The following is a 13,050-nucleotide window of genomic DNA, read 5'->3' on the forward strand; positions in this document are numbered from 1 at the left end:
CGTGACGAAGCAGGTTCCGCTGGGCGCGGATCGCCAGGACGCCATCGCCGACGCCGCGATCCACCTCGTCGCGACCCGAGGACTGCGCGGGCTGACCCACCGCGCGGTCGACGCGGAGGCCGGCCTCCCGCCCGGCTCGACGTCGTACTACCTCCGCACGCGCAACGCCCTGCTCACCGCGTGCGTCAACCGCATGCTCGCCAGGGACGTCGGTGGCGTGCCTGTCGGTGGGGAGGGGGTGGAGTTGCTGGTCGCGATGACCGTGGGGCTGGCGCGCCATCGGCCGGATGACTTGGTGGCGCGGTACGAGTTGTCGCTGGAGGCGAGTCGCCAGCCGGAGTTGCGCACCGCGATCGACCAGGGCGGCCGGCAGTTGCGAGAGCTGCTGGCACAGTTGCTGGCCGGTCTCGGCGTACCCGATCCGCGGGATGCGGCTTGGCCGGTCGCCGCGATGATGGACGGGCTTCTGTACGACCGCGTCGCCGGAGTGGGCACCACGCTCAGCGATGAGGGCTTCGAGGACGCCGTACGGCGCTCTGTCGCCGCGCTGATCGCTGGACTCAGAGGCGGTCCGTCAGCGTGACGAAGGTGAAGTAGCCGACGCCCAGCACCATGCCGACGTGGCCGAGGAGTGACAGGCCCGCACCGGAACCCCAGGCGTCACCCTTCGTGTCCTCCGAATGCTTGCCGCCGCTGGGCAACCAACGGGCCAGGAGCAACATCCCGACGAGTGCCAGCAGCCACCAGCCGGCTAGCACCACCAGCGCGATCTCCCGGCGACCGGTGACCAGGGCAACGACCCATCCGATCAGGGTGAGCACACCGATGACGGTGTGAAGGCGCAACAGGACAGCGGAGTACCCGGCTCGACCCGCGCCGTGGCCGGTGCCGTCCACCACCGTCGCGCCGAGCCGGACGCGCGTCAGCAGCACGACGACCGCACCGAGGGCGGTCAGGAACCAGGTGACGTTCGACCATTCCACGCCCGATCATTACCCCACCCCACCACCCTGTGAACCGTTTACGGGTGTCGTCACCCTCCGTCGCCGGAAAGGCCCGGCGGGCCGAGTGTCCGCTCGGGGCCCGCCGGGCTGCTTCTCCGGGGTCAGCTGGTCTGGGTTTGACCGCCGGGATCCTGGGTCCCGGTGCCGGGCTGCCCAGTACCGTTTTGCCCTTGGCCGAACCCACGCTGGTTCGGGACCGTCCCTTGGTTCGGGACTGTGCCCTGGTTCGGGACCGTGCCCTGGTTCGGGACCGTGCCTTGGTTCGGGACTGTGCCCTGGCCCTGGCCAGTGCCGTTCTGACCAGTGCCGCCGGGGAGCTGTCCGCCGGGGAACTGGCCCCGCGGGAACTGTCCGCCACCACCCGGGAACTGCGTCTGCTGGTTGGCGGTCCCGTCCCAAGCGTGCCCGACCGCCATCCCACCCAAAAACGCCAGCACAGCGAGAATCGAACCAGCTCCCGCCAACACCAACGTGCTCGGTCGTCCACTACTCGGCGCAGCAGCCGCGGACCCCGCCGGCGCAGGTGCAGGCGCCGGAGCGCCGGCCTCGAACTGCGGCCCCGGCCCTAACGGATCACTCACACCGGGATAGGGCGCACCGGCGGGAGGAGCGGCGTGCGCGCCACCGGGGTAAGACCCGCCGGCGGGCGCACCCGGGTGAACTCCGCCGGCGACGGCACCTGGTTGTGCAGCACCGCCTGGGTGGGGTGGGACGGCGCCGGCGGCGCGGGCGGCTTGCCACTGTTCTTCCGGGGTACCACCCGGGTTGACGGTGGGATTCTGCGTCATAGCTCTAGCTCCGGTTTCTCAGCTGGTGGTGCTCGTGGTGAGGTCGTAGACGGTGGTGTTGCCGACCGTCTGCGCCTTGAAGTTGGCGGCGACCCAGGTGGCGATCTCGCTGGAGGCGCCGTCGCGGCCGCCCATCATCCCGCCACCGCCGCTACCGATGAAGTAGTGAACCTTGCCCTGGGCAACCAATGACTGGAATTCGGACAGCGAAGGCGCCGGGTCGGTGCCGTTGAAGCCGCCGATGGCCATGATCGGTTCGCCGGATGCGATCTGCAGTGGCGCGGCGCCGTTCGCCGTGACCGCCGCGGCCGCCCAGCTGTACCCCTTGGATCCGTTCTGCAGCAGGGTGACCAGCTCGCTCGACACTCCGTTGGTCCCGCCGCCACCAAGGAATCCACCGACCCCACCGCCGCCGCCGAAGCCACGACCGGCAGTCCCGTTCTCCGTCGTACCGTTGCCCGTGGTCCCGGTCCCGGTCTGGCCAGGCGGCGTACCGAAACGCCCGCCACCGGCACCACCAGGCCCACCACCTTGACCGCCACCACCGAATCCGCCCGGCCTGCCCATCCCGCCGGCGCCCGCCGGTCCCGCGGACGGAAGCGCTCCGGCGTGAGCCGAGTTGATCGTCGCCAGCGAGTACGCCGTCGGACCGCCCAACGCACTCACCACGAGCAACGCACCCGCGAACATCCCGGCCCGCCGGGCCGCCGTACGATGCAGCTTCAGCTCAGGCAGCAACAGCAACGCACCGGCCCCGAGTACGCCGGTGAACAGCACCACCCAGCGCAGCCACGGCTGCCAGGTCGGGGTCGCGTTCAGCAGCGAGAAGCTCCAGCCGGCCGTCAACAGGATCCCGCCCGCCAGCGTCGCCCGCGGCAACCATTGCGCCCGGCGCCGCCAGAGCACCGCCATCGCGCCACCGATCAACGCAGCGATCGCCGGCGCCAACGCGATCATGTAGTAGCTGTGGATGATCCCCTGCATGTAGCTGAAGGTCAGCCCGGTCACAACCAGCCAGCCACCCCACAGGATCGCGAACGCGCGCGTCTTGTCGGTCCGTGGAGCTTTGCCCGCGGCAACGATCAGTACGACGGTCGCCAGCAGAGCCGCCGGCAGCAGCCAAGCGATCTGCGACCCGAACTCACCACCGAACAACCGCTGCAAACCGGTCGCCCCGCCCCAGCCCATATTGCCGACACCGCCACCGACAGATCCGGTCTCATCACCGCTGAGCCGGCCCAGACCGTTGTACCCAAGCGTCAGCTCGAGAATGCTGTTGTTCGTCGAGCCACCGATGTACGGACGCGCCGACGCCGGCAGGAGCTCGACGATCGCGATCCACCAACCAGCACTGACGATCAGCGCCGCCAGCGCGAGCACGCTGTGCACCAACCGCTTGCCCAGCTTGGGCTTGCCCGCGATCAAATACGCGAGCCCGAAGGCCGGCAGGACCAGGAACGCCTGCAGCATCTTCGTCAGGAATCCGAACCCGACCAGCGATCCCGCCAGGATCATCCACCGGGCGGCGTGATCGGTCGAGTCGATCGCCCGCGTCACCGCCCACGCGCCGGCGGCAAGCAGCAGGATCAGCAGCGCGTCCGGGTTGTTGAACCGGAACATCAGTACGGCGACCGGCGTCAGCGCGAGGATCGCACCGGCCAGCAGTCCGGCGTTCGCCGAGAACCACCGCCGGACCGAGACGTACACGAACCCGACGCTCGCGACGCCCATCAGCGCCTGCGGAATCAGCATGCTCCAGGTGCTGAAGCCGAAGATCCGTCCGGACAGGCCCATGATCCAGAGTGATCCGGGCGTCTTGTCCACGGTGATGAAGCTGGACGAGTCGAGCGCCCCGAAGAACCAGGCCTTCCAGCTCGTCGACCCGGCCTGGACCGCGGCCGCGTAGTACTCGTTCGCGTAGCCGTTCTTCGACAGTCCCCACAGGTACGCGATCGCGGTCAGTGCCAGCAGACCGCCGTACAGGATCTTGTCCCGGCCGATCGTGTACTGCGTGCTGATCGCCCGTGGTCCGGCCCGGCGCTGTGACGCCTCGACCGGATCGGTAACGGTTGCCATATCAGTTGCTCCGGGTTTGATCGAGAACCGCCGGCGGTTCGAAGGTGGGGATGGTGGGGGCGTCGTCGTCGAAGACCCACGCTTGGAAGAGGCTGAACCGGACCACGGTCGCGGCCAGGTTCGCGACGGTGAGGACGGTGATCTCCACCGCCTGATGCGGTACGGCGATTGCCGCGTGCAACAACCACAGCGACGCCGCGGTCAGGCTCCAGCCGATGCCGAACGCGACCAGACCGCGCAGCTGGTGACGCCATCGACCCTCAACGCCGCGGACCCCGAACGTGATCCGCCGATTGAGGGCGGTGTTGCCGACCGCCGTGATGAGCAGGGCGACCAGGTTCGCCACCTGAGCCGGCATGGCTTGACGCAGCACGAGATAGAGCAGCGCGTAGGCCGCCGTACTCAGCACGCCGATCGCACAGAACCGCAGGACCCGCGCGGCCATCGCCGTTCGCGGATCGAGCATGCGCGGGCGACCGTACTGCCTGCGGACCGGCTCGAGGTCGATCCGGCCGCGGCCCAGGTCGCGCGTCAGCCGGGCGATCCCGCGCAGGTCCTCGCCGACGGTCTTGGCGATCGCGACGCGTGAGTCGAGGTCGTCGATCCAGTCGACCGGGACCTCGTGGATCCGCAGGCCGGCCTTCTCCGCCAGGACGAGCAGCTCGGTGTCGAAGAACCAGCTGGTGTCCTGGACCAGCGGCAGCAGCTCCCGCGCGACATCGGCGCGGATCGCCTTGAACCCGCACTGGGCGTCGGAGAAGTGCGCACTCAACGTTGCCCGCAGCATCAAGTTGTACGAGCGCGAGATGAACTCCCGCTTCGGCCGCCGGACCACCCGAGAGCCGTTCGACAACCGGGTGCCGATGGCAACATCACTGTGCCCGGCGAACAGCGGTGCCACCAACGGCAGCAGTGCGTTCAGGTTGGTGGAGAGGTCGACATCCATATAGGCGAGCACCTCGGCGGTGCTCTCCGACCACACCTGCTTCAGCGCGCGGCCGCGACCGGACTGTTCGAGCCGGACGACCCGGACCCCGGGCAGCTCGACGGCGAGCAGGGTGGCAATCTCATAGGTCGCGTCCGTACTTCCGTTGTCCGCGATGCAGACCTCGGCCGGAAACGGAAAGGCGGTGTCAAGGAACTCGCGCAGCCGCCGGATGTTCGGGCCGAGGTCGTGTTCCTCGTTCTTGACGGGTACGACGATCTCGACCCGAGGATGACCTGGAATCTGCATGCCACCGATGCTGTCGGGCGAACCTGAGTCAACCCCTGCGCGTGGCTGGCAGTTCGCTGGCAGTTACCGAGTGCGACGCAACCAGAGCAGCCCGAGAACCGGGAGAACCAGCGGAACGAACCCGTACCCCTGCCCGAAGTGCGACCACACCGTCGCATCCGGAAAGTCGTCCGGTACGGCGTAACTGAAGGCGCCGACCCCGATCACACCGATCAGCTCGATCACGATCGCCGCCGTAGCCACCCGGCGGGACACGATGGTCGCCTTGGCCAGCGCGAACGTCGCCGCGCAATAGATGACCGCGGCAACGGCCGACAACAGGTAAGCGATCGGCGCATCGTGGAACTTGGTCGCGATCTGCACACCGGCGCGGGCGGTCGCGGCCAGTGCGAAGACGCCGTACACAGCGATCAGGATCCGGCCCGGGCCGTGCCGGGTCTCACTCGGGTCGGTCATCTCGCCCTGTCCATCTCAGGCAGTCCAGATCTCGTACAACCGCAACTCGATCACCGGCATCACGAAGCACGCGACCGCCAGCGCACCGGCACCCCAGCGGCTGCTCTCCGCGAGTGCCCACAACGCACCGACCGGCAGCACGATCAGCGAGCCGATCAGATACCCGAAGAAGAAGGGGCCGGAGACATCTCGCGAGGTACCGGCGAACTGGACGATGCCGACCACGAGCTGAGCCAGCAGCCCGACCTCGACCACTCCGAGCATCCCCAGCAGCGTCCAGTTGATCCGCTTGTCCCGCGCGGCCAGCACGATCGCCAGCACCATCGCGGCGAGCGAGAGCGCGACCAGCGCCCAGGTAAGCGGACCAAACACGGACTAGAGAATGTCACCCACCGCACGTCACCGGTCGACCGGGTCCAGCTTGGGCAACACCTCGCTCGCGACGCGCTGGATCTGGTCGGTCAGCCGCTCCGGCGGGAACAGCCAGAGCCCGAGCGAGTCCGCACCAGCGTCCAGCAGAACCCGCAGCCGCTCGGCAACCTGATCCGGCGTCCCGGCGGCCGCGAACTCGTCGACCCAGTGGTCCGGCACGACCAACTCCCCACCCGATTGCACAGCTGCCAACACCTCGTCGGCATACCTCGACTGCGTGACCAGCGACGACTGCAGCTCGGCCTGCAGGAAGAAGCCGACGGCACCACGGACCGCGTCCCGCGCCACCGCCGGGTCGTCATCCACAGCGGCAAGCACGTACGCCGTCACCGGAGCCTGCGTGAGCGAAGACGCCCACCGGATGTAACTCGCGCCAGCCAGCACAGAAAGCAGCACGCCATCCGCGAACTCACCACTGGCCATCAGAGCCTTCTCGTTCACCGCACCAACCCAGATCTCGGGTACGTCGGCCGGCGGCAGGTCCAGCGTGATCCCGTGGAACTCGTGCGCCACCGTCCGCCGGTCCACGGTCTTCCCGCCAAGGAGATCCCGCAGTACCCCCACCGTCTCGCGCACCGCTGTCAACGGCTTGGCCGGCATCAACCCCATCTGCCGTACCCACGACTCGCTCCCCAGCCCGACCGCGACGCGCAGTCGGCCCGGATGCATCCGCGCCAGCCCCGCGATCTCCATCGCCAGTACGGCCGGATGCCTGGCCACCACACTCACCAGCCCGAGCCCCGCGCGTACGCCATCCGTCGACGCCAGCAACTGCGCCACACCCGACAGCCCACCACTGAAGAAGCAGTCCTCCGAGAACCACTGCTCCGTCAACCCGGCCTCCTCGGCAGCCCGAGCCCCCGCCGCCAACTCCTCCGCCGGCGTCAAACTCCCGAACACAACCCCAACCCGCCCCACAACACCCTCCTCAACCGGACTACAGTCCCATTAACGTAATGGACCACAGTCCGCTTATCAAGGGATGAACCTCGAGCGCGGTAAGACTGAGACTCGGCGCACGGGGCGAGGAGGAACCATGGCACTCACCCAACGACAGTTCAGCGAGCTACTGCGCCAGTCGTATCCGGACGCCCATACACGCTTCACCGAGCTGGTCGCTCTGCGCCGGCCCGGCCGAGGCTGGGCGTCCCCGCGCAACTACGAGAACAGGCCCGAGCGCGAGGCCGCTGCGATCGGCCAGCTGCTCCAGCGCTGGGATCGGCTGGATGACGACGTCCGGATCGAGCTCACTCGCCTCGCCGGCCGCGGTGCGCCGCTCGCCGACGTCTACAACTTCTGCGACTACCGGTCGCGCCAAACCTTCTATCGAGACCACACCACCGGCAAGCATCTGCGCCCGCCCACGGGACCCGCCGGCTGGAAGCCCTACCTCGAGCCGCCCACGACTGACGCAACTCAGGCGACCGAAGCGGTCTCGCGGATGGTCTCCGACTGGCAGGTGCGGACGTGGTCAGGGCAGGACCTTGCCCAGCCTGCGCCGGGTTCGCCGCGGCCGCCCGGCGCACAGGACCCGTCCCGGCCGTCGACGGGTCGCGGTACGGCGAAGGACGGACCTCAGCAGGGGATCTAGAGGATGTCGGCCGGGTTGTATGCGGCGGCTTCTGGGTGTTGTTTGGCGAGGGCTTCGATCTTGGTGACGACGGTGGCTACCTGGGAGAGGGCGGCGCCGGTGAAGGACAGCGGCTCGCCGACGATGCCGACGATCTGGTCCTCGGTGAGACCGAGGCGGCCGTCGGTGCCGAGGCGGTGGAACAGGTCGTTCTCGGCGAGACCCTTGCGCAGGTCGAGGGCGGTGGCGACCGCGTGTTCCTTGATCACCTCGTGTGCGGTCTCGCGGCCGACGCCGTTCTTGACCGCGGCCATCAGCACCTTCGTCGAGGTCAGGAACGGCAGGTACCGCTCCAGCTCGCGGCTGATCACGGCCGGGTACACCCCGAACTCGTCGAGCACGGTCAAGAACGTCTCGAACAACCCGTCGAGCGCGAAGAACGCGTCCGGCAAGGCCACCCGTCGTACGACGGAACAGAAGACGTCACCCTCGTTCCACTGGGCACCGGCCAGCTCACCCGCCATCGACGCGTACCCGCGCAGGATCACGGCGAGACCGTTGACCCGCTCGCAGGACCGCGTGTTCATCTTGTGCGGCATCGCCGAGGACCCGACCTGGCCCTCCTTGAAGCCCTCGGTGACCAGCTCGTGCCCGGCCATCAACCGGATCGTGATCGCCAGGCTCGACGGCGCCGCGGCCAGCTGCACCAGCGCCGAGACGACCTCGTAGTCCAGCGACCGCGGGTAGATCTGGCCGACGCTCGTCAGGGTCTGGCCGAATCCGAGATGCGCGGCGATCTCGCTCTCCAGCTGGTCCAGCTTCGCCGCGTCCCCACCGAACAGGTCGAGCATGTCCTGCGACGTACCGACCGGGCCCTTGATGCCGCGCAGCGGATACCGCTCGAGCAGCTCCTCGATCCGGGCGATCGCGACCAGCAGCTCGTCGGCGGCCGACGCGAACCGCTTCCCCAGCGTCGTCGCCTGCGCGGCCACGTTGTGCGAACGACCGGTCAGCACCAGCGCCGCGTGATCGGCCGCCTGCTGACCGAGGCGTACGGCGGTTGCCACCGCGCGATCCCGGACGAGCTCGAGGCCGGCCCGGATCTGCAGCTGCTCGACGTTCTCGGTGAGGTCCCGACTCGTCATGCCCTTGTGGATGTGCTCGTGCCCGGCGAGCGCGCTGAACTCCTCGATCCGCGCCTTCACGTCGTGCCGGGTGACCCGCTCGCGGGCCGCGATCGACTCCAGGTCGACCTGGTCGATCACCCGCTCGTAGTCCTCGACGACACCGTCCGGCACCGCGACCCCGAGGTCCTTCTGGGCCCTCAGCACCGCCACCCACAGCTGCCGCTCGAGCACGATCTTGTGCTCCGGCGACCACAACTGCGCCATCGACACACTGGCGTACCGCGACGCGAGAACGTTAGGAATCCGGGGCTTACTGGGCTTCGACACGCCCCCATTCTCCCTGGTCCGGCCCAGAGCACGAAGAGTGACCCTTCGTCGTGGCCACCATGGCGTATGAACACCTTGACGACCGAGGAGATCGCTTGGTTGGTCGGCGGTGCGCGGCGAGTGGCGCTGGTCACCTTCGTCGGCCTCGCCACCGGGGGCCGGCTGGAGGTCGCCTACCGCCGCCAGCGGGTCACGGTCGCGCGCAACGACGCGCCCGATTGGCTCACCGCGGCCGCGCTCGCCCCACAAGTCGGTCCGCGACAACTCGATCGACGGCACCATCGGCCCGAACCCGAACATCATTGCCGGGCCATGACAGGTCAGCGTCGTACTGTCAGCAGACCGCAGAGCCGGTTCTTCGAGTTGACGCAGATCCGATAGGACCCGTTCTGGAGGCCGGACGGGACGATCAGGTCATCCGGTCCGGGTCCTGCGTACGCCGGAATGGGTAGGCCCGTCACGGGCCTGTCCAGAGCGACCTTGAAGTAGGCCGGCGGTCGTGAGTCGCCCGGCACCCGCGACAACAACACGTACATGCTCGACGGCGAGGAGTCGGCCTCGGCCAGGATGAATTCGAGACCACGACTGATGCCGTCCGGGAACGTGGCGACGATTCGGTCGCCCGGCGCCGCCGTCGACGGAGTGAGGACCAGAGACAGCGGCGCGGGCGTCTGCTGCGGCACCTGAGCCGGGACCACGGACTTGCTCTGCGGCACCAGCGCGAAGGAGACCACCACGATAGCGATCACCGCGGCCACGACCGCCACCCAGCTTCCGGTACGGCGTTGCCGACGTACGCGGGCCGCGGTGAGCACAGCGTCGAAGTCGGTGCTGGTCTCGGCGGACTGCCGTTCGGCCAGCGTCTCGAGCGCCTCTTTCAGGTCAGGCATGGTCGTCGCTCCTCAAAGTCACGGACAGTGCTTCCCGGGCGCGGGACAGGCGCGACTTCACCGTGCCTTCGGCGATCCCGAGCAGGTCCGCCACCTGAGCGACGCTCAGGTCACAGACGTAGTGCAGGACGACGACCTGCCGCGACGGCATCGGCAACTCGGCCAGTGCGCGCTGCAGGTCACCGGCGTACCCGTCGGCGGGATCGGGTGCGTGTTCCTGCGGCAGGCGGCGGAAGAGCTGGGCGAGACGACCGGTGTTCCGGTGCCGGTTGGCGGCCAGCCGGATCGCGACCAGGCGGACCCAGGCCTCAGGAGCGTCGTACCGCGAAACCTTCGGCCAGCGCGGCACGAGGCGCACGAACGCCTCTTGCACGATGTCCTCGGCCTCGGCGCGTGACCCGGTCAGCAGCGAGATCACCCCGACCAACCGGGGCTGCTGCGCGGTGTAGAAGTCGCGCAACCCGTCCAGCTCCGCCGTCCTCATACCCACTCACACCCCCGAACCGCACTCTGGGTTCCCTGCGGTGGGATCAGTTTCAGACGGTGATTTCGCCGCGAGCAGCCTTCAGGGCGATGTCGGTGCGGTGCTGGGAGCCCTTGATCCGGATCTGGCCGACTGCGGCGTAGGCGCGTTGCCGGGCCTCATCGAGGTCCTTGCCGGTGGCGCTGACCGCCAGGACCCGGCCGCCCGACGTCACGAGCTCCTCGCCGTCGAGCGCCGTACCCGCGTGGAAGACCTTGACTGTGTCAGCCTCGGCCTGGTCGACGCCGCTGATCACGTCACCACTCCGTGGGCTGGTCGGGTACTTCTTCGCCGCGACCACGACCGCCACGGCGGACGCGCTCTTCCAGCTGAGTGACCCATGATCGGCGAGCTTGCCGGTCGCGGCTGCGTAGAGGAGACCACCCAACGGGGTCTTCAGCAACGGCAGCAGCGCCTGCGTCTCCGGGTCGCCGAAGCGACAGTTGAACTCGATCACGCGGACACCACGAGAGGTCAGCGCGAGACCGGCGTACAAGAGACCGCTGAACGGCGTACCGCGGTGGCGCAGCTCGTCGATCGTTGGCTGAAGCACCTTTTCGGTGATCTCCTCGACCAGGTCATCGGGTGCCCAGGGCAACGGTGTGTAGGCGCCCATACCGCCGGTGTTGGGGCCTTCGTCGTTGTCCCCAAGGCGTTTGAAGTCCTGTGCGGGCTGCATCGGCAGCACGGTCCGGCCGTCGGTGATCGCGAACAGCGACACCTCCGGGCCGTCCAGGTACTCCTCGATCAGCACCTGCTCGCATCCGGCCGCGTGCGCAAGCGCCTCGTCCCGGTCGGAGGTGACCACGACGCCCTTACCCGCGGCGAGGCCGTCGTCCTTCACGACGTACGGCGGGCCGAACGCGTCGATCGCCTCCGCGGCCTGCTCGGGCGTCGTACACACGTACGCGCGGCCGGTCGGCACACTGGCCGCGGCCATCACGTCCTTGGCGAACGCCTTCGATCCCTCGATCTGCGCGGCGTCCTTGGACGGCCCGAAGACGGCGATCCCGGCCTCGCGGAGCGGATCGGCCAGCCCGGCCACCAGGGGCGCCTCCGGTCCGACGACGACAAGGTCGGCCCCGATCTCCAGCGCCAGCGCGACCACCGCGTCGTGGTTGGAGATGTCCACCGAACGGCAAACGATCGTCTGCCCGTCGTACGCCGGGGGCAGGACAGCGATGCCGGGGTTACCGGGGGCCGCCACGACCTGCTCGACCTCAGAGTCATGGGTCAGCGCCCAGACCAGTGCGTGTTCGCGGCCGCCGGAGCCGATCACCAAGACCTTCACGGGCGCTCAGCCTAGCGTGCCCGGATCCGGCGCTGCCCCCTGCGCCGCAAACAGCCGCCCGAAGACCTGGGTCCTCGGGCGGCTGCCTCATATGCCCGCCGGCTGCTTGTCCGGATGTCCGGCAGGCGGATACTGCGGTCAGTTGGCGTGTTGACAGGTGTCAGTTGTTGCAGGCGTAGAGGATCGGCTGCAGCGTTCCGGTGCTGACGTCGAAGCCCGCCGCGGTCCACTTGGTGCCGCGCTCGAAGATGTACGAGAGCAGCGTGCCGTCGGGGAAGGTGATCTTCGTGCCGTTGCTGCGGATGATCATCGACGGGTAGTCGCCGAACGGACCGAACGCGCCGGCCGTGACGGCGTCGCGCGAGCTGTTCAGGTCGATCACGCCCTGCTCCAGCTCGACGATGCGGGTGTTGGTGGTGTTCCACAGCAGGCCGGTGACGTCGTCGTTGCCGTCGATCTCACCGCCGGCGATCCAGCGGCCCTCGATGTCGCGCGCCCAGACCTCCTTCTGGTGCAGGCCCGGCAGCCGTACCGGGGCCTTGTTCCACGATTCGTAGAGGTAGCTGGTGTTCGGTGAGCTGATCGAGGCCTGGAAGCGCATGACGATCAGACCCTCGTCGGAGATGGCGTCGAAGGCATAGAACTGCTGTCCGTCCGGCACCGGGAGCAGTCGAGGCTGACCACCGGCCGGCCAGACGAACGGGACCCGCGTGCCATTGGCGTCCCGGGTCGTGCCGACGATGTCCTGGTTCTTGTTCATCCCCGACAGCGAAGCGATCTTCAGGCCGTTGGGCGACGTCAATGTCGTGTACTTGCCGGTTTTGGCCGAGTAGATCCAGTAGCCGGTGCCGTCCCCGGTCGAGGTCGAGCCGAGCACGAGCCCGCCGGCGATCACCGAGAACGCGAACGACTCACCGGCCGGGTCGGTCCCCAGCCAGCGCGGTACGCCGTTCACCCACAACACGGCGTTCGACTGCATATGGTCCTTGCGACCGGCCGAACCGAGGATGTACCTCCCGGACGGATCCGCCTTCGTGGCTTGACTCGACCCTGGTTCGGAGTCGGCCGGCAGGTTGAGCACTACCTTCGTGCAACTCGATGGGGCTTTCACGGCCGGTACGGCGTTCGCGGTCGGAGCCAGCGTGATGAGTAATCCGGTGGTGGCCGCTGCGGCGACCAGCTTCCACATCATATCTGTCTTCCCCCTGATGGCATCGCGGAATGATGCCTGCAGGGTCACACGCTCGGCCGGGGGCGCGACAGCTCTTCAGCAATACGCGAAAAGCTTGAAAACCGGTCACTTTCGTGTTTTACGGTCAGGACCGGAATTGC

At 68.4% G+C, this 13,050-nt stretch carries 15 protein-coding genes; 3 read left to right on the top strand and 12 right to left on the bottom strand.

Features of this window, described 5'->3' with window-relative positions:
* The first annotated feature begins 1 nt into the window (after position 1).
* Positions 2–583, top strand: a complete 582-nt coding sequence (locus tag ACWF4Z_RS25500; protein ID WP_452245652.1) for a TetR/AcrR family transcriptional regulator — start codon at positions 2–4, stop codon at positions 581–583.
* On the opposite strand, the gene ACWF4Z_RS25505 is transcribed toward ACWF4Z_RS25500, so the two are convergent.
* The 7 genes from ACWF4Z_RS25505 to ACWF4Z_RS25535 form a co-directional block, all read right to left on the bottom strand.
* Positions 561–983, bottom strand: a complete 423-nt coding sequence (locus ACWF4Z_RS25505; protein ID WP_452245653.1) for a hypothetical protein — start codon at positions 981–983, stop codon at positions 561–563. The genes ACWF4Z_RS25500 and ACWF4Z_RS25505 overlap by 23 nt on opposite strands.
* A 122-nt stretch (positions 984–1,105) precedes the next feature.
* Positions 1,106–1,441, bottom strand: a complete 336-nt coding sequence (locus tag ACWF4Z_RS25510; RefSeq protein WP_452245654.1) for a hypothetical protein — start codon at positions 1,439–1,441, stop codon at positions 1,106–1,108.
* A gap of 369 nt (positions 1,442–1,810) precedes the next feature.
* Positions 1,811–3,868: an ArnT family glycosyltransferase gene (locus tag ACWF4Z_RS25515; RefSeq protein ID WP_452245655.1), complete on the bottom strand. Its 2,058-nt coding sequence runs from the start codon at positions 3,866–3,868 to the stop codon at positions 1,811–1,813.
* Between the two features lies 1 nt (position 3,869).
* Positions 3,870–5,102, bottom strand: coding sequence for a glycosyltransferase (locus tag ACWF4Z_RS25520; protein ID WP_452245656.1), 1,233 nt, complete (start codon positions 5,100–5,102; stop codon positions 3,870–3,872).
* Positions 5,103–5,165: 63 nt separating this feature from the next.
* A complete protein-coding gene (locus tag ACWF4Z_RS25525) occupies positions 5,166–5,558 on the bottom strand; it encodes a hypothetical protein (protein ID WP_452245657.1) in 393 nt (130 codons plus the stop codon).
* A 15-nt stretch (positions 5,559–5,573) separates the two neighbouring features.
* Entirely contained in the window at positions 5,574–5,930 is a 357-nt protein-coding gene (locus ACWF4Z_RS25530) for a hypothetical protein (protein ID WP_452245658.1), read from the bottom strand.
* A 27-nt stretch (positions 5,931–5,957) separates the two neighbouring features.
* Positions 5,958–6,890: an LLM class flavin-dependent oxidoreductase gene (locus ACWF4Z_RS25535; protein WP_452245659.1), complete on the bottom strand. Its 933-nt coding sequence runs from the start codon at positions 6,888–6,890 to the stop codon at positions 5,958–5,960.
* 136 nt (positions 6,891–7,026) lie between these two features.
* Between ACWF4Z_RS25535 and ACWF4Z_RS25540 the strand changes: the two genes are divergently transcribed.
* Positions 7,027–7,581 (top strand): hypothetical protein, encoded by a 555-nt coding sequence (locus ACWF4Z_RS25540; RefSeq protein WP_452245660.1) that lies wholly within the window; start codon positions 7,027–7,029, stop codon positions 7,579–7,581.
* Here the strand turns inward: ACWF4Z_RS25540 and purB are convergent.
* A complete protein-coding gene (gene purB / locus ACWF4Z_RS25545; RefSeq protein ID WP_452245661.1) occupies positions 7,578–9,014 on the bottom strand; it encodes an adenylosuccinate lyase in 1,437 nt (478 codons plus the stop codon). The two genes, ACWF4Z_RS25540 and purB, sit on opposite strands and share 4 nt — an antisense overlap.
* A gap of 66 nt (positions 9,015–9,080) precedes the next feature.
* Between purB and ACWF4Z_RS25550 the strand changes: the two genes are divergently transcribed.
* A complete protein-coding gene (locus ACWF4Z_RS25550) occupies positions 9,081–9,395 on the top strand; it encodes a hypothetical protein (protein ID WP_452245662.1) in 315 nt (104 codons plus the stop codon).
* On the opposite strand, the gene ACWF4Z_RS25555 is transcribed toward ACWF4Z_RS25550, so the two are convergent.
* The 4 genes from ACWF4Z_RS25555 to ACWF4Z_RS25570 form a co-directional block, all read right to left on the bottom strand.
* Positions 9,335–9,904: a hypothetical protein gene (locus tag ACWF4Z_RS25555; protein ID WP_452245663.1), complete on the bottom strand. Its 570-nt coding sequence runs from the start codon at positions 9,902–9,904 to the stop codon at positions 9,335–9,337. The two genes, ACWF4Z_RS25550 and ACWF4Z_RS25555, sit on opposite strands and share 61 nt — an antisense overlap.
* The gene (locus ACWF4Z_RS25560) at positions 9,897–10,388 is read right to left on the bottom strand and encodes a SigE family RNA polymerase sigma factor (protein ID WP_452245664.1); all 492 of its coding nucleotides are present in this window, start codon (positions 10,386–10,388) and stop codon (positions 9,897–9,899) included. Before ACWF4Z_RS25560 ends, ACWF4Z_RS25555 begins: the two co-directional genes overlap by 8 nt.
* Before the next feature lie 52 nt (positions 10,389–10,440).
* Positions 10,441–11,718 carry a phosphoribosylamine--glycine ligase gene (gene purD, locus ACWF4Z_RS25565; RefSeq protein ID WP_452245665.1) on the bottom strand — a complete coding sequence of 426 codons (1,278 nt, stop codon included), beginning with the start codon at positions 11,716–11,718 and terminating at the stop codon, positions 10,441–10,443.
* A 160-nt stretch (positions 11,719–11,878) separates the two neighbouring features.
* Entirely contained in the window at positions 11,879–12,910 is a 1,032-nt protein-coding gene (locus tag ACWF4Z_RS25570; RefSeq protein WP_452245666.1) for a hypothetical protein, read from the bottom strand.
* Between the last annotated feature and the right edge of the window lie 140 nt (positions 12,911–13,050).

Source organism: Kribbella sp. NPDC055071, from assembly GCF_053608045.1.